Origin of the sequence: Candidatus Syntrophocurvum alkaliphilum (assembly GCF_009734445.1) — a bacterium.
GTDB lineage: Bacteria > Bacillota > Syntrophomonadia > Syntrophomonadales > Syntrophomonadaceae > Syntrophocurvum > Syntrophocurvum alkaliphilum.
Window position 1 is genome coordinate 160,052 of sequence record NZ_CP046457.1, and the last position, 16,506, is coordinate 176,557.

15 protein-coding genes, 1 pseudogene and 1 riboswitch are annotated in these 16,506 nt (G+C 33.1%); of the genes and pseudogenes, 15 read left to right on the forward strand and 1 reads right to left on the reverse strand.

Annotation, left to right across the window (positions count from 1 at the left end; translation table 11 throughout):
* Nucleotides 1-3 precede the first annotated feature (3 nt).
* The 10 genes from tsaD to groL all read left to right on the forward strand — a co-directional run bounded on the left by tsaD (nucleotide 4) and on the right by groL (nucleotide 7,536).
* On the forward strand, nucleotides 4-1,014 hold the full coding sequence (gene tsaD / locus SYNTR_RS00780) for a tRNA (adenosine(37)-N6)-threonylcarbamoyltransferase complex transferase subunit TsaD (RefSeq protein ID WP_156202715.1): 1,011 nt from the start codon (nucleotides 4-6) through the stop codon (nucleotides 1,012-1,014).
* 159 nt (nucleotides 1,015-1,173) lie between these two features.
* Nucleotides 1,174-1,923: a prolipoprotein diacylglyceryl transferase gene (gene lgt, locus SYNTR_RS00785; protein WP_197079137.1), complete on the forward strand. Its 750-nt coding sequence runs from the start codon at nucleotides 1,174-1,176 to the stop codon at nucleotides 1,921-1,923.
* On the forward strand, nucleotides 1,923-2,516 hold the full coding sequence (locus tag SYNTR_RS00790) for a 5-formyltetrahydrofolate cyclo-ligase (RefSeq protein WP_156202717.1): 594 nt from the start codon (nucleotides 1,923-1,925) through the stop codon (nucleotides 2,514-2,516). The genes lgt and SYNTR_RS00790 overlap by 1 nt, the downstream gene beginning before the upstream one ends.
* A gap of 66 nt (nucleotides 2,517-2,582) precedes the next feature.
* Nucleotides 2,583-2,706: riboswitch (molybdenum cofactor riboswitch) on the forward strand.
* 55 nt (nucleotides 2,707-2,761) lie between these two features.
* Complete coding sequence (locus SYNTR_RS11490) at nucleotides 2,762-2,935, forward strand: hypothetical protein (RefSeq protein WP_197079138.1); 174 nt, start codon at nucleotides 2,762-2,764, stop codon at nucleotides 2,933-2,935.
* Nucleotides 2,936-2,988: 53 nt separating this feature from the next.
* Nucleotides 2,989-3,969, forward strand: coding sequence for a GTP 3',8-cyclase MoaA (gene moaA / locus SYNTR_RS00795; protein WP_156202718.1), 981 nt, complete (start codon nucleotides 2,989-2,991; stop codon nucleotides 3,967-3,969).
* 3 nt (nucleotides 3,970-3,972) lie between these two features.
* Nucleotides 3,973-4,449: a cyclic pyranopterin monophosphate synthase MoaC gene (gene moaC / locus SYNTR_RS00800; RefSeq protein ID WP_156202719.1), complete on the forward strand. Its 477-nt coding sequence runs from the start codon at nucleotides 3,973-3,975 to the stop codon at nucleotides 4,447-4,449.
* A gap of 14 nt (nucleotides 4,450-4,463) precedes the next feature.
* Nucleotides 4,464-4,904, forward strand: a complete 441-nt coding sequence (locus SYNTR_RS00805; protein ID WP_156202720.1) for an MOSC domain-containing protein — start codon at nucleotides 4,464-4,466, stop codon at nucleotides 4,902-4,904.
* On the forward strand, nucleotides 4,904-5,401 hold the full coding sequence (locus SYNTR_RS00810) for a MogA/MoaB family molybdenum cofactor biosynthesis protein (protein ID WP_156202721.1): 498 nt from the start codon (nucleotides 4,904-4,906) through the stop codon (nucleotides 5,399-5,401). The genes SYNTR_RS00805 and SYNTR_RS00810 overlap by 1 nt, the downstream gene beginning before the upstream one ends.
* 193 nt (nucleotides 5,402-5,594) lie before the next feature.
* Nucleotides 5,595-5,885 carry a co-chaperone GroES gene (gene groES / locus SYNTR_RS00815; protein WP_243140206.1) on the forward strand — a complete coding sequence of 97 codons (291 nt, stop codon included), beginning with the start codon at nucleotides 5,595-5,597 and terminating at the stop codon, nucleotides 5,883-5,885.
* Between the two features lie 19 nt (nucleotides 5,886-5,904).
* Nucleotides 5,905-7,536, forward strand: a complete 1,632-nt coding sequence (gene groL / locus SYNTR_RS00820; protein ID WP_156202723.1) for a chaperonin GroEL — start codon at nucleotides 5,905-5,907, stop codon at nucleotides 7,534-7,536.
* A gap of 96 nt (nucleotides 7,537-7,632) precedes the next feature.
* Here the strand turns inward: groL and glnA are convergent, their stop codons facing one another.
* Entirely contained in the window at nucleotides 7,633-9,066 is a 1,434-nt protein-coding gene (gene glnA, locus SYNTR_RS00825; protein ID WP_156202724.1) for a type I glutamate--ammonia ligase, read from the reverse strand.
* A gap of 185 nt (nucleotides 9,067-9,251) precedes the next feature.
* Here glnA and SYNTR_RS00830 point away from each other — a divergent pair, with 185 nt between their 5' ends.
* The 5 genes and pseudogenes from SYNTR_RS00830 to SYNTR_RS11665 all read left to right on the forward strand — a co-directional run.
* Nucleotides 9,252-9,947: a hypothetical protein gene (locus tag SYNTR_RS00830; protein ID WP_156202725.1), complete on the forward strand. Its 696-nt coding sequence runs from the start codon at nucleotides 9,252-9,254 to the stop codon at nucleotides 9,945-9,947.
* 247 nt (nucleotides 9,948-10,194) lie between these two features.
* A complete protein-coding gene (hpt, locus tag SYNTR_RS00835; protein WP_156202726.1) occupies nucleotides 10,195-10,734 on the forward strand; it encodes a hypoxanthine phosphoribosyltransferase in 540 nt (179 codons plus the stop codon).
* Between the two features lie 12 nt (nucleotides 10,735-10,746).
* Nucleotides 10,747-12,279 carry a glutamine-hydrolyzing GMP synthase gene (gene guaA / locus SYNTR_RS00840; RefSeq protein ID WP_156202727.1) on the forward strand — a complete coding sequence of 511 codons (1,533 nt, stop codon included), beginning with the start codon at nucleotides 10,747-10,749 and terminating at the stop codon, nucleotides 12,277-12,279.
* A gap of 223 nt (nucleotides 12,280-12,502) precedes the next feature.
* A complete protein-coding gene (locus SYNTR_RS00845) occupies nucleotides 12,503-14,386 on the forward strand; it encodes an aldehyde ferredoxin oxidoreductase family protein (RefSeq protein ID WP_156202728.1) in 1,884 nt (627 codons plus the stop codon).
* A gap of 347 nt (nucleotides 14,387-14,733) precedes the next feature.
* A pseudogene (locus SYNTR_RS11665) lies at nucleotides 14,734-15,650 on the forward strand (MMPL family transporter); the annotation flags it as partial.
* Between the last annotated feature and the right edge of the window lie 856 nt (nucleotides 15,651-16,506).

A 16,506-nucleotide genomic window follows, 5' to 3' on the forward strand; every position in this document is an offset into this window, starting at 1 on the left:
TTTATGAATGACGTCGTAATTTTAGGTATTGAAACCTCATGTGATGAAACAGCAGCAGCAGTAGTGAAGAATGGTAGAGATGTAATGTCCAATATTATTAACTCCCAAATAGATATCCACAAATCCTTTGGGGGGGTAGTTCCTGAAGTAGCTTCCCGTAAGCATATAGAAAATATATCAATAGTTGTAGAAACCGCATTAGAGGAAGCTAATGTAACATATAATGATCTTAATGCAGTAGCGGTTACTAATATGCCGGGGTTAGTTGGAGCATTGCTTGTAGGTATTTCTTTTGCTAAATCATTTGCCTACTCAATAAATAAACCCTTGATTGCAATTAACCATATGCATGGACATATATATGCTAATTTTATGGAACATGATTCAATAGAATTCCCTGCTATATGCTTAGTTGTTTCAGGTGGCCATACCAGCTTGCTATTAATGGAAGACATCAATAATTATAAAGTTATTGGGGAGACTCGTGATGATGCAGCTGGAGAAGCCTTTGATAAGGTTGCACGTTTTCTAGGGTTAGGTTATCCAGGAGGCCCAGTTATTCAAAATGCCGCTGAAAAAGGACAAGCAGGCAATTTAAAATTACCAAGGGTATTACTGGATAAAAATGACTACGAATTTAGTTTTAGTGGTTTAAAAACAGCTACTATGAACATGTGGAAAAAACTGGAGAAAACCGGTGGGCAAAATGTATACGATTTAGTTGCAGAGTTTCAAGCAGCAATTGTAGAAGTTTTAGTAGCTAAAACTGCTTTAGCAGCAAAAAAACATAATGCAAAAAGCATACTTATGGCTGGAGGAGTAGCAGCAAATAGTCAACTTAGAAATGAAGTGCAAAATGCTGCAAATGATTTGGGTATTAATGCCTATTACCCATCTTTAAAACTGTGCACTGACAATGCTGCCATGATAGCTGGGAGTGCATACCATGATTACCTAAATCAAAAATTCGCTTCACTTAAACTAAATGCACATGCAAATATAATAAAACTGTGAAAAATATATGTGGATAATGTGGAAAAGTCTGTTGATAATTATTAGACCGAGGTTTTAAAAATTTTTAGTAAATTGATAAGGAATTAAACAATAGGGTGAACTCCCAAAATCATGCAACATTCAAGTTGTGGATAACTATGTAAGAAAGGGATGATATATATGCAGCCGGTTTTATTCGAAATAGGTAGTGTTGAAGTTTATGCATGGGGGACAATGCTTGCAATAGCAGTAATAATTGGAATTACGGGAGTACGCAAGTTATTTGAAAAAGAAGGTCTTGATAAAGAAATAGTTATTGATATGGTAATTGTCATGGTTGTTGCTGGAATAATAGGTTCACGACTAGGATACATTTTACTTTATGAACTAGACACTTTTTTAGAAAACCCATTAATGTTTTTTTATCTTAGTAGTGGTGGATTAATATGGTATGGAGCTTTAATTTTTGGGTTTTTAGCTTTCCTATTCTTTATTATAAGAAAAGGATTAGACTTTTGGAAAACAGCAGATATTTTTGCTCCATTTGTAGCCTTAGGTTATGCAATTGTTAGAATAGGGTGTTTTTTAAATGGTTGTTGTTATGGAGAGGTGACAGAATCAGCTTTAGGGGTAGTTTTTCCATTTGTTGATAATCTTTTGAGGCATCCAACACAGCTTTATGCAACAGTATTAAATTTAATACTATTTTTATTTTTAATTTGGTTTTATCCACGTAGAAGATTCTCAGGACAAGTATTTTTACTTTATCTAATAGGATATTCAATTTATAGATTTACTGTGGATTTCTATAGATTTAACCTTATTGAATATGGAATTTTATCCTTAGGTCATATATATGTTATTTTAATGTTTGTTGTTGTAGTAGGTGTTTACTATGTTAAAAGTATACGTCATAAAGAGGGAGATTAATGGTGTTAAATATAAACAAAAATTTAGAACAAAAACAACAAATAAGAGATGAGATGATAAAAAAAAGAAATCGTCTATCAAATGAAGAGGTTGAAGAATATAGTGCGAACATAAGAAATACTTTAAAAGAATTAGAACCTGTAAGAAAAGCCCAAAATATAATGCTTTTTTCCAACATTAAAAGTGAAGTTAATATAAGACCACTAATAGAGGAATTGAGTACACAAAAAACTGTTCTTTTGCCTAGAGTAGAGAAAAACGGTAATATGGTTGCTGTTGGCTTCACAGGTTGGAAAAATATGAAAAATGGTCCTTTTAGCATAAAAGAACCTATAGGTGAGCCTTTTTTGCCGGATCAAATAGACGTAGTAATAGTACCAGGACTTGCTTTTGACGATAGCGGTAACCGGATAGGATATGGTAAAGGATACTATGATAGATTTTTAAAAAGGGTTAGAGAGGATACCTTTTTGTGTGGTGTTTGTTATGAGTTTCAAGTTGTAGAAAAATTATATCCACAAGAAGCAGATGTACCAGTACATTGGATTGTAACCAATCAATCAGAACTAGTTATAGATTGGGATTATTTCTAATTATGTTCATTCCAAAAAAAAGGCAATTGTGACAAGCACTAATTAGTTGTATAATGTATGGAGCAAATTAAATATAAACTCCGATTTAGTTTAACCTAAGGTATTAAATAGATGCTATGGAAACTAAACGATAGGGTTTATGGGGAAACCGATAGGCCTCCTGGTGGAAAGGAGTAATACAGTCTTTTTGGCTAAATAAACACCCTTTCTAACGGTGTTTATTTTTTTTTTGAAGGAGGAGAATAATGGACAAAGCTAAGATTGTAGAAAAAGTTAAAGAAATTGCAACATCTGGGAAGATAAGCTGTAGTGATGCTAGAAAATTAGCCAAAGATTTAAAGGTTGAGCCCAACGTTGTTGGTGAAGCTTGTGATGAAGCTAATATAAAGATATGTGCATGTGAATTAGGATGTTTTTAATCATTTAAGCAAAGACTTAATAAAGCGTGGGCATTAGGGGAGAGGTGGAAGATATGGCTGATACTTACGGAAGAGAAATAAATTATCTAAGAATTTCAGTAACAGATAGGTGTAATCTAAGATGCAGATACTGTATGCCCGAAGAAGGAATTGATTTAAAAAATAATAATGGAATTTTATCTTTTGAAGAGATTTATAGATTAGTTAAAATAGGTGCTGAGCTAGGCATTCGCAAGGTTAGGTTAACCGGAGGCGAACCTCTAGTGAGAAAAAATTTAACTAAATTAATTAAAGATATAAATAAACTACCACAAATAGATGATATTGCGATTACAACTAATGGAGTACTATTTGCTGATTTAGCTGAAGAATTAAAGCATTCGGGATTAAACCGTGTTAATTTTAGTGTTGATACCTTAGCTGCAGACAAGTTTAAATATATTACTAGGAGAAATGCTTTTGATAAGGTGAAAGATGCACTTAAAAAAGCTATAGAACTTAAAATGGATCCTGTGAAAATTAACACAGTTGTTATAAAAGGTTTTAATGATAATGAAATTAAAGACTTTGTAACATTAGCATATGAATATCCTTTCCATGTTCGATTTATAGAATTTATGCCTATTGGAGATTTATTGTTCTGGCAGAAAGATAAAATGATGACTAATAATGAAATAAAGGACAATATTAAACAAGATTTTGATATAGCACCTGCAAAACAGGTTAGAGGTAATGGACCTGCACAGTATTATGATATTGAAGGTGGCAAAGGAACTATTGGGTTTATAAGTCCAATGAGCAACCACTTCTGTAGCTTATGTAACAGATTAAGAATGACAGCTGAAGGAAAACTAAGAGGGTGCTTGTATGATAAGAGGGAAACCGATTTGAAATCAGCACTACGTACAGGTGTAAGTGATGAAGATTTAAAGCAATTATTTTTAAGAGCTATAAATCTAAAACCAGAAAAACATCAACTTAATTCTGGCTGGGGTTCAGAAAACAACCGCAAAATGTATCAAATTGGGGGTTAAATAATGGAGTTTACTCATATAAACGAACAAGGACGAGCACGGATGGTTGATGTTACTGATAAAAATGATTCAGATAGGGTAGCTTATGCCCAAGCAGTTGTTTGTATGCAACCAGAAACTTTAAAGGCTATTAAAGAAGGAGCAGTTAAAAAGGGTGATGTGTTGGCAGTTGCACAGACCGCAGGTATAATGGGTGCCAAAAAAACTCCCGATGTAGTGCCAATGTGTCATCCTTTAATGTTAACAGGTGTTGATATATCATTTGATTTTGATGAAGACAAATCAACGATATCTGTTTTTGCTGAGGTAAGAACAACAGGAAAAACAGGGGTGGAAATGGAAGCTATAACAGCAGTAAGTATAGCAGCTATTACTATCTATGATATGTGTAAAGCTACTGATAGATGGATGGAAATTACCGATATAAGGCTTAATGAAAAAATCGGTGGAAAAAGTGGACATGTAAAAAGAGATTTTTAAATGGGGGAAGGAAAATGTCACAAAAGGGAACACTTTATTCTATATGTATAAGTGAAAAAAGAGGAGAATTAAAACACCCTGTTCAAGAAGCTAAAGTAATAGAAAACTTTGGAATAGAAAATGATGGACATGCAGGTGATTGGGATAGACAAGTTACATGCTTGGATGCTGCTAGTGTGAAAAAATTAAGCCAAGATAATAACTTAGAGCTTGGACCAGGTCAATTAGCTGAAAATTTATTAATTGAAGGTATTGATTTAAAAAATATTAAACCAGGCCAGAAAATAAAAATAGGTAATCAAGTTATTATAGAAATCGTTCATATAGGTAAAGAAGATCATCCTAGTGTAGTTACTAAGACTTTTGGAGTAAGCTTATTACCTTATGAAGGATTATTTTGCAAAGTGCTAAAAGGGGGAGAAATAAAACCAGGTAATATTGTAGAGGTGATGTAATGTTTCGTGTAGGAATCTTAGTTATGAGTGACAAGGGGTCACAAGGTGAAAGAGAAGATTTAAGTGGCAAGGAAATAATTGAAATTTTAAAACAACAAAATATTTACACCATAGAAAAATATGAAATAATACCGGATGAACAAGATATTATTAGTGATAGATTAAAAAAATTTAGTGATGAAGTTGGATTAGACGTTATTTTAACTTCTGGAGGAACTGGTTTTTCTATGCGTGATGTAACTCCAGAAGCTACTCTTGCAGTATTAGATAAAAATGCCCCGGGAATTGCAGAAGCGATACGCTATTATGGGTTAAGCAAAACCCCAAAAGCAATGTTATCACGAGGAGTTGCTGGTATACGTAAAAGTACTCTAATAATTAATTTGCCAGGTAGTATTAAAGGTGTAAAAGAGTCACTAGAAGCAATACTTCCTGCTTTAGGTCATGGTATAGAAATTTTAAAAGGTTCAGCAACTGAATGTGGCGAATCTAATTAAAAAAAAAAGAAATTTTAAGGTATATTGAGAAAATAGATGGTACATAATATTTAACAAAAATATTAAGGAAATTTTAGCAAGTATTTTAATTTGAATACTTGCATTATATTGCCTAATAATATTATTATTATATTAGCACTCAACAACAGTGAGTGCTAATAAAAAAGAAATATAAATTAAAGGGGGTATAACCTTGAAAATTCAACCTTTAGCAGATCGCATAGTAGTTAAAGTGGTAGAAGTGGCAGAAGAAAAAACAAAAAGTGGACTGTATGTACCAGATACAGCAAAAGAAAGGCCACAGGAAGCAGAAGTTCTTGCAGTAGGTCCCGGATTTTTAAATGAAAAAGGTGAAAGAATAGCTTTAGAAGTATCTGTTGGTGATAAAGTTATCTTTTCAAAGTTTGCAGGCACAGAAATTAAGGTTGATGGTGATGATTATTTAGTTCTTTCAGAGAGAGATATACTTGCAAAATTAAGTTAGTAAAGGAGGATACATAAAAATGACACCCAAAGAAATTAAATTTAGTGAAGAAGCAAGAAGATCGTTAGAAAAAGGTGTTGATACTTTAGCTGATACAGTTAAAGTTACATTAGGTCCTAAAGGAAGGAATGTTGTTTTAGATCGTAAGTTTGGTTCTCCTACCATTACAAATGATGGTGTTACCATTGCTAGAGATATAGATTTAGAAGATCCATGGGAAAACTTAGGTTGCCAATTAGTTAAAGAGGTTGCTATTAAAACAAATGATGTAGCTGGTGATGGAACAACTACAGCTACAGTTTTAGCTCAAGCTATGATTAAAGAAGGTCTAAAAAATGTAGCTGCTGGTGCAAATCCTATGATTATGCGCAGAGGAATTGAGAAAGCTGTTGAAGCCGCAGTTGCAAAAATTCAAGGTGTTAGCAAGCCGGTTGAAACTAAAGAAGCTATTGCTCAAGTTGCAGCAATTTCAGCTGATGACAAAGAAATCGGACAATTAATATCCGATGCCATGGAAAAAGTAGGAAGAGATGGTGTTATTACAGTTGAGGAATCACAATCTGTAGGTACTTCATTAGATGTAGTTGAAGGAATGAGTTTTGACCGTGGATATATTTCACCTTATATGATTACTGATACAGATAAAATGGAAGCTGTATTAGAAGAACCATATATTTTAATTAGTGATAAAAAGATAGCTGCTATAAACGAAGTGTTACCTGTGCTAGAAAAAGTTGTTCAAACAGGAAAGCCTTTGTTAATTATAACAGAAGATATTGAAGGTGAAGCTTTAGCTACCTTAGTAGTTAATAAACTAAGAGGAACCTTTAACTGTGTTGCGGTTAAAGCTCCAGCATTTGGTGAAAGAAGAAAAGCTATGCTAGAAGATATAGCAACTCTTACTAATGGACAACTAATAACAGAAGAGTTAGGTATTAAAATGGAAAATGTCGATATCGAATCATTAGGTAGAGCTCGCCAAGTAGTAGTTAAAAAAGAAGAAACTATTATTATTGACGGTTCTGGCACAGAAGATGATGTTAAAGCTAGAATTGACAACATTAGGAATCAAATAGAAACAACAGATTCTGAATATGATCGTGAAAAGTTACAAGAAAGAATGGCTAAACTGTCTGGTGGGGTAGCAGTTATTCAAGTAGGTGCAGCAACTGAAACTGAATTAAAAGAAAGAAAACATCGCATCGAGGATGCTTTAGCAGCTACTCAAGCCGCTGTTGAAGAAGGAATTGTAGCTGGTGGTGGAACTGCTCTAGTAAATATTGTATCAGCAGTTGCTGAAGTTCAAGCTGAAGATGATGAGTTAACTGGTGTTAATCTCGTTAAAAAAGCATTAGAAGAACCTCTACGTCAAATTGCAAGCAATGCAGGAGTTGAAGGCTCAGTCGTAGTTGAAAAGGTTAGAGAAGCTGAAGTTGGAGTAGGCTATAATGCTTTAACTGGTATATATGAAAATATGATCAATGCGGGAATAATTGATCCGGCTAAAGTAGCTCGCTCAGCTGTACAAAACTCAGCAAGTATAGCATCAATGCTACTTACAACTGAAGCATTAATTACAGAAATTAAAACAGAAGATGATCCTGCCCCAATGCCACCTGGAGGTCCTGGAGGCATGCCAGGAATGATGTAACAAATAAAAACAAGACTATATAAACAAACCCCTCTAAGAGATTCCTTAGAGGGGTTTATTTATGATCAAATTAGTTTTACTAAATTTCTTATAAGTTTATAAATCGTAGTACAATTCAAATTCTTTGGGGTGAGGAATTTCTTCTACTGAATTGGCTTCTTTGCGCTTGGTTTCAATCCATATTTCAATTAACCTTTTGGGGAATACTCCACCAGCTAATAAAAATTCATGATCCTTTTCAAGTGCATCTAAAGCTTCATTAAGTGACTTTGGTAGAGCTTTTACTTTTGCTTGTTCTTCAGGAGTTAAATTGTATAAATTAACGTCATAAGGCCCAAAGCCTTCTTTCATTGGATCTATTTTATTTTTTATACCATCAACCCCTGCCATCAACATAGCAGCAAATGCTAAGTATGGGTTACAGGTGGCATCAGATGATCTGAATTCAAAGCGTTTATGCTCAGGAGCCTTTGCATATGCAGGAATTCTAATTACTGCACTACGGTTAGAAGTGGCAAAACAAATGCTAACAGGTGCTTCATAGCCGGGAACTAACCTCTTATATGAATTTGTACTTGGATTAGTAAGAGCTAGAAGAGCTGGAGCATGTTTAAGTAAACCACCTATAAAATATAATGCTTCTTTACTTAAGTTTGCATAACCGTTTTTATCATAAAATATTGGTTGTTTGTTTTTAAATAAATGCATATGTACATGCATGCCATTGCCAGCCTCTTGATAAAGTGGTTTAGGCATAAAAGTAGCTGTTTTCCCTTCAGAAAATGCTATATTTTTAATTAAATACTTAGCCAACATAGTTTTATCGGCCATTTCTCTTAATCTACCTAATTCTACTTCGATCTCGACCTGACCTGGTCCACCTACTTCATGGTGATGATACTTTACTGGAATATTATTTTCTTCAAATAATAAACACATACGAGATCTAAGGTCGTATAAAATGTCTTGAGGTGGGGCTATGTGATATCCACCTTTACGTGGAATTTTATATCCTAGATTTTCATATTCAGTTTCCCCACTATTCCATATAGCTTGTTCTGCATCAATTGAAAAATTAGTTTGTTGAGGTTTACACTCATAGCTTACATTATCAAATACATGAAACTCGTATTCAGGTCCAATAATCATTTCATCCGCTATACCTGTTGATGTTAAATATTCTTCAGCTTTATTGGCAATAGTTCTAGGATATTGATCAAATGGGTAATTATCAGGTTCAGCTATAATGAAAACATCACCTATCATACTTAATGTAGGAACTTCAGAAAAAGAATCAAAGACTGCAGTAGTTATATCAGGAATAAATACCATGTCGCTTTTTTCTATTGGAGCATATCCATAGTTTGAACCATCAAATCCAATCCCATATTTTAAAGTGTCTGGGGTAAAGCGGGATGCAGGAATAGTTAAGTGTCTCCATCTGCCGAGCAGATCAATCATTTTAAAGTCAATCATTTGTACTTGTTTTTCTTGACAAAAGTTTATTACTTCTTCGTAGTGCTTAAACACAAATACTCCTCCTATTCTTTAATAACGTGGCAATTATAGCAAAACACTCCTTTTAAGTAAAGTATTTTTAAATAGGACATAATGTATTCTATTGGAATAAACTTCTTGCGAAGATATGAGAATATAATAACAAAACTAATAATACAATGTACTACTCAAGTAAAAAAAGAATAATTCCATAAGGGGTGAGAGGGATAACTAGGGGCAAAATATTAATTGGTATACTTATAGTTTTAATTATAGGTGGACTATTGTCTGGTCAACGTATCCACGATTATTATGTTAAATCACAACTTGATGCAGCCATAGAACTTGAGGAAACGATAAAAAATATGGCCGCGGTTAATGATTATAAATACAACATAACATCAACATTTATAGTTGATGGTCGTAAGGAGGTGATCAGTCAGGTAGAAGGTGAGAAATCAGGTGACAATACACACATAAGGGGGGAGATGGTTAACACACCGATTGATATTTATTACTACGATGGGACTATCTACAACTATGATTCCTATTCAGAAAAATGGTTAGTAATAGAAAGTGATACTTCCAATGCTGAGGAACTCCTGATATCAGAACTCAACCCTTTGTCTAATTTGAAATTTAAAGATTTAGGCAATGTTGAAAAACTTGGTTTTGAAGGTGTAGATGGAAAAGAATGTTTAGTAGTAAAGTGTACCCCTTCGATTGAAAGTCAACTATTAGAAAATCTCTGGAAGGACTTTCAATATGAAATTTGGATAGATTATAAAAAACGTTATGTTAAAAAAGCAACACTAAACGCCACGAATATAAACAATGAGAAAACACAGCTAGAAATTTCTTTATCCTTTAAAGATATAGGTAAAAAAACAAATATAAAACCACCAGATAACTAACAAATTGTAAAAGGGGCCTTGAATAAAAGGCCCCTTTTTTAAATGGGAAAGCTGTTATTATTTTTAGAAATGTATTTGTAATAAAATGAGATTAGTTTAAAATAAGGTAATGATGTAAAACTAAACTATTATTCTAAAGATATTTTAATATTGTTAATTATTGGTAAAAATATTTGTGTATAATAAAATTAAAAATAATTAGTAAATTATGCTTTATAGTATAAGGTTTTATTGAGGGGGTAGTACTTTGGTATCTAGAGATGTGGACATACTATTTTCTAAGGAAGAGGTTGAAAATAAGGTTGCCGAATTAGCTAAAAAAATAAATGAAGATTATAAAAGTGAAAATCTTTTGGTGGTTGGCATATTAAAAGGTGCGTTTGTTTTCATGGCTGATATAATAAGGAAAATGGATATAGCTGTTGAAGTAGATTTTATGGATGTATCTAGTTATGGTGCATCATCTGTCTCATCAGGTGTAGTTCGTATAGAAAAAGATTTAGATAGTTCTATAGAAGGCAAAAATGTATTAATTATTGAGGATATAGTCGATACTGGTTTAACATTGGAATATATAGTAGAAGTGCTAAAAAGGAGAGGTCCCAAAAGTGTTAAGGTTTGTTGCTTGTTGGACAAGCCAGCACGCAGGAAAAGCAACATTGATCCTGATTACATAGGTTTTTCAATTCCAGATGAATTTATTGTTGGTTATGGTTTAGACTATGCGGAAAAATATAGAAATCTTCCAGATGTATGTATATTAAAACCATCAGTATATAAGGAGTAGAGGTGTAAAATATTGAATAAAGAATTAGTATTAGTTTTAGACTTTGGTGGACAGAATAATCAATTAATTGCTCGTAGGGTTAGGGAGCTTTCAGTATATAGTGAAGTGGTACCTTATGATATAAAATACGAAGAGATTATAGCAAAAAACCCTAGTGCATTAATATTAACTGGAGGTCCATTAAATATAATGGCCGAGGATGCTATAAAATGTGATCCTCGAATTTTCGAGATGGAAATCCCTATACTAGGCATCTGTTATGGTATGCAACTTCTAACTGAATATTTCGGTGGAGAAATAAACACAAGTATAGCTAATGAATATGATATTAGTGATTTAAATATTTTAGTAAAAGATAAATTATTGGATGGACTAGAAAACGAGTTCTCAGTTTGGATCAATCAAAGTGATTCTATTATTTCAGTACCGGAAGGATTTATTGTTACAGCTTCTAGCAGTAGCAGTAAAATTGCTGCCATAAATGATTCGAAACGTAAAATTTACGGGGTTCAATTCCATCCAGAAGTAAAGCACACCAACAATGGTACACAAATATTAAAAAACTTTTTATTTAAAATTTGCAATTTAAAAGGAGATTGGAACTTAGCCGATTTTATAGATGAAGTAGTAGATGATGTTCGTAAAAAAGTAGGTAATAAAAAAGTTCTGTGTGGACTTAGTGGCGGAGTAGATTCTTCTGTTGCTGCTGCCTTAGTTCATAAAGCTATTGGTGATCAGTTAATATGTGTATTTGTAAACAATGGGTTAATGCGTAAAGGTGAAATAGATGATGTTGTTGTAACCTTTAAGGATAAAAAGGAGATGAATTTAGTTTATGCTGATGCTGAGGAGAGATTTTTATCTAGGCTAAAAGGTGTAAATGACCCTGAAACCAAAAGAAAAATAATTGGTGAAGTATTTATAAGAGTCTTTGAAGAAGAAGCAAGCAAACTAGGACAAATTGATTACTTAGTTCAGGGTACTGTATATTCTGATATTATAGAAAGTGGTACTAAGACCAACCAAACTATAAAGAGTCATCATAATGTTGGTGGGCTTCCCGATGATATGCAATTTGATTTAATTGAACCTCTGCGCTTGTTATTTAAGGATGAGGTAAGAGTAATTGGTGAAAAGCTAGGTTTACCCGAAGAAATAGTCTGGAGACAACCATTTCCTGGTCCAGGTTTAGGGGTTAGAGTACTTGAAGAAGTAACCAAAGAAAAGCTTGAAATATTAAAAGAAGCAGATGCAATAGTTAGAGAAGAAATAAAAAATGCAGGATTAAATAAGGATATTTGGCAGGCTTTTGCGGTTTTGCCTCCGGTTAGAAGCGTAGGTGTTAAAGATAGTGCTAGAACATATGCTTATCCTATCATAATTCGTGCAGTAACTAGTGAGGATGCCATGACAGCTAAGTGGGCTAGGTTACCGTATGAACTATTAGATACAATGGCTAGGAGAATAGTGAATGAAGTAGATGGAATTAACAGAGTAGCATACGATATCACTTCAAAACCTCCCGGAACTATTGAGTGGGAGTAGAAAAAGCAGTGTAAATAAAAATAGATTTAAATACTATTTTTAAAGTTTAAAGTCATTAAATAAAACCGTTATTTATTAATAATAGCGGTTTTATTATTTGAAAAATAACCTACATCTTTTACTATATTAATTTGTTGCCTATACAAAAATAACGTTATAATAAATTATAGAACGTAATAATTAACAATGAATTTTAGATTCCGTGGAGGAAAGGGGTTGTATAATGCAAACTATCAAAATTATTGAAATAAATCTTAGTACTCATAATTCAAAAGTATATTATTTAAACCAAGAACAAAGTAAAAGAACTTTAGGTGGTATGGGGGTAAATGCAGAGCTCATTTATGAACGTTTAAAAAATAAAGCTGTGGACCCATTAGGACCAGAAAATATCTTGGTTTTTTCTGCTGGCACCCTAACTGGGACAGGATTTCCAACGGGTTCACGTACCGAAGCATCAGCTAAATCTCCTCTTACAGGACGTTTTGGCACTTCTAATTCTGGCTTTTTCTTCGGAGGAAATCTAAAAAGGGCTGGTTATGATACTATTGTACTTACTGGTCAGTCAGATCAACCAGTTTATTTAGTCCTTTCTGAACAAGATGTGCAATTCAAGGATGCTACTAAACTTTGGGGAATTGACGCTTGGGAATGTACGGAATTATTAGAAACTGAATATCCGAAGTCTTCAATTGCAACAATTGGAAATGCGGGTGAGAATTTGGTCCGATATGCCTCAATTCAGAATGGTCGAAATGATGCTTGGGGGCGAACCGGATTGGGTGCTGTGATGGGATCAAAAAATTTAAAAGCAATTATTGTTAATTCTAATAAAAAAGTTAGCACTGCTGATCCTGATAAATACAAAAATATTTGCAAAACTGCTCGTCAAATGGTACGAAATTCACCTTTTCATAAACCATTTAAACAGTTTGGAACTCTTGGTGCATCAGCAGCTTATGGAAAATTTGGTGCCTTACCAACGCGCAATTTTTCGGGGCAAACTATTCCGGAATGGGCTGAAAAATACGGTAAAAATTTACTAGAGCTCTATAGTCGAAGTCATATGACTTGTGAGTCCTGTTGGATTGCATGTGGACATATGGTTGATATTAATAAGGGTAAATATCAAGGTGATCAGCTTAAAGCACTTGAGATTACCCCTACCATTACCTTTTGTGCACAATGTAGTTTAAGTGCTGAAGCTAGTTTCAAAGCTACTGAACTATGTCAGCGTTTTGGAATGGATATGGTTAGTGCAGGAAGCACTGTGGCCATGGCATTTAATCTTTATGAAGACGGAAAGTTGAGCAAAGAAGAGATTGGTTATTCTTTACAATGGGGTGATGAGGAAGCATTTATCCAATTACTTACGGATATTGCTTTGGGTAATGGTATTGGCAAAATTCTTGCAAAGGGATCTGCAGAGGCAGAGAAATTATTAAATAGTGATGGATATGCTATGCAGATTAAAAATTTAGAGATTCCCATGATAGACCCACGCGGGCGCTGGTCTACTTATAGCTTTGGTATGTTGAGTAATATTCGTGGTGGTGACCATCTGCGGTGTAGAAACCCATTTGAAAACCTTCGGTTTAATCTTACCTCTTCAGATATGTTATGGGAAGCATTTAAATTCCCAGTAGAATATTATGAGCAAGCAGATATAGTTCCTGCTAGTTTAAAGAAAGAAATTATTGATCTTGAAAACAGTAGGGTAAACATTCCTAAAATGGGAAAATGGTCTGAAGACTTGATTACCGTCTTTAATAGTTTAGGGATTTGTATCCGACCTCCTATTTTAAATGCCATGGGGCCCACTTTTTTGGCTGAAGCTTATTCAGTTGCGACTGGCATTGATATGAGTCCTATTGAACTAATGCAGAGTGGAGAAAGAACATGGAACCTAATAAAACTCTATAATTTAGCAGAAGGGGAACATCCAGATGACTCTAAATTTCCTAAGAAGTTTTTTATACCCGCAGATGGAGTTAAAGATCTAGATGAATCAACGGTCGAAGCGGCACTTAAGAGCTATTATGCAATTAGAGGATGGGATGAGCAGGGGGTTCCTCAACAAGATAAGCTTTCATCATTAAATATTTAGAAAGCTTATCACTTTACTTATTTGCAGCAGAACCAAACCCTTAATATATGTTTACAACATATGTTAAGGGTTTTTATTTTCCCTTATTAGTATATTTTTTTAGAACTTAAGTTTGTAGTGCTATATGGAATATTTTATTCGTCAATAATTAAACAGTCCCTTTCTAGACAGATTTAGTAATATGTAATAACCTTTTTATAAATATTTTTAAATCAGGTAAATTTAAAGGTGTTTTTTGTTGGTTTGGAGGGCAACTTATGAAACCTCTTTACATCCGGATATATGGACTAGTTTTATTATGGACATTTTTAACTATTTTACTGGGTCTGTTTTCACCTGATATTGACATGTTAGTTAGAAAACATGGACAATTTATAATACCCGAAGATTATCCAACACAAATTGCCGATAATTTACTACAAGACAATGAAGGTTTCTCAGGGGAAGAAATACTTTTAGTTTATAAACACGAAAATAATGCTTTAGATTATAAAGATGAAATAGAAAAAACTTTAAGTGATTTAAACCAAGCAGAGTTTCTAGATATTCATAGTATAATCTCTCCATTTGAAGGACAAACCCAAAAAAAATTACTGGTCTCAGAATCACAAAATTTTCTAATTGTAATAATTGAAGTAAATATGGAAACAAGTGAGATTTCTTTTATAAGAGATGATTTAGAAGGTATAAGTCAAATAGATGACTTGGAGCTCTATATTACTGGTTCAACAATTATTGATGATGATGTTTTATCTACTACTGAAGATAGATTAGGTGCTATTGAATACTTTACAGTAGCTTTAGTGTACATAGTTTTATTAATTGTTTTTCGCTCTCCTATTGCCCCCTTAATACCCTAATCACTCTAGGAGCTTCATATTTTTTTAGTGTTTCAATTGTAGCATTACTTATAGAAAATTTTAGTTTTCCTGTATCTAATTTTACTCAAGTATTTATTTTAACTATAACTTTTGCTGTTGGTACTGACTATATAATCTTACTAATGAAACGCTACCAAGAAGAGTTATCTAAAAACAATTCTGACTTTAAAGCCATGCAAAAAACCTTTAAGTATACTAGAAGTACTATACTTTCAAGTGCTTTTACTGGTTTTGTGGGGTTTTTGGCAATAGGTTTAGCTGATTTTAACCTCTACCAATCTGGAGTTGGAGTAGCTATAGCAATTGTCTCATTAGTCATTGCCATTTGGATATGGCTACCTTTTTTCTTAGTTATATTCGGTAAAAAAGTATTTTGGCCAGCAAATGCACAAAAACAAAATATTAACCATAAGCTGTGGGGACAAATTGGTGCATTCTCTACTTCTCAACAATTAAAATCATTAATTATTATAACTATAGTAATAGTACCTTTATTTATAGCTTTTGATAATGAGAGGTCTTTTCATGTTTTAGATGAATTAAACAAAGATTATGCATCAGTAAAGGCTTTTGATCTAATTGAAGACGCTTTTGGAAAAGGGGATTTCTTTTATTCTACTTTATTAGTTGAAGCTAAAAATCCAACATGGGATGATTCAGAACGAATTTCTTATGTAGAGCTTATATCTGAAAATTTGTTAAAGATTGATGATGTTGAAGAAGTTAGAAGCCTTACTAGATTTGAAGGGGAAAAGATAGAGGAACTACAAACAACTTATCATGCTAAAGAAATAGCGAATGAATTAGACTTAATAAAAGATGGGATTCATGAAAGTAGAAATGCTGTTTATAAAATTTCGCAAGAATTAGAGACAGCTGTAGAAGATATAAAAGTCGGTGAAAAAAATCTAAAAAAAATGTTAGAAGGCACTCAAGAAATAAAAAAAGGAAGCCACGAGATAACAAAAGGAATTGCTGAAACTAATGAAGGAATAGAAGTAATAACAGATGAAATAAAACAAGTTAACAAAGAAATTGAATATTATTACCAAAAAATAGATAAAATAAATAGCATTTTAAATACTATTGCAAACATTATACGTGGAGAAGATAATGAACTTTTAAATCCGTTATTAGAAAAACTAGAAGAGTATTTGTATGAAACTGAAAAATTAGTTGAAGGATTAGAGGAGATTTCTCAAGGGCTAGAAGAATTAGAAGAAGGAACTAAAAAGATAA

Excerpts from the sequence above, each read along its gene's own strand:
- tsaD (WP_156202715.1), top strand. The coding sequence starts at position 4 with ATGAATGACGTCGTAATTTTAGGTATTGAAACCTCATGTGATGAAACA.
- lgt (WP_197079137.1), top strand. The coding sequence starts at position 1,174 with ATGCAGCCGGTTTTATTCGAAATAGGTAGTGTTGAAGTTTATGCATGG.
- SYNTR_RS00790 (WP_156202717.1), top strand. The coding sequence starts at position 1,923 with ATGGTGTTAAATATAAACAAAAATTTAGAACAAAAACAACAAATAAGA.
- SYNTR_RS11490 (WP_197079138.1), top strand. The coding sequence starts at position 2,762 with ATGGACAAAGCTAAGATTGTAGAAAAAGTTAAAGAAATTGCAACATCT.
- moaA (WP_156202718.1), top strand. The coding sequence starts at position 2,989 with ATGGCTGATACTTACGGAAGAGAAATAAATTATCTAAGAATTTCAGTA.
- moaC (WP_156202719.1), top strand. The coding sequence starts at position 3,973 with ATGGAGTTTACTCATATAAACGAACAAGGACGAGCACGGATGGTTGAT.
- SYNTR_RS00805 (WP_156202720.1), top strand. The coding sequence starts at position 4,464 with ATGTCACAAAAGGGAACACTTTATTCTATATGTATAAGTGAAAAAAGA.
- SYNTR_RS00810 (WP_156202721.1), top strand. The coding sequence starts at position 4,904 with ATGTTTCGTGTAGGAATCTTAGTTATGAGTGACAAGGGGTCACAAGGT.
- groL (WP_156202723.1), top strand. The coding sequence starts at position 5,905 with ATGACACCCAAAGAAATTAAATTTAGTGAAGAAGCAAGAAGATCGTTA.
- SYNTR_RS00845 (WP_156202728.1), top strand. The coding sequence starts at position 12,503 with ATGCAAACTATCAAAATTATTGAAATAAATCTTAGTACTCATAATTCA.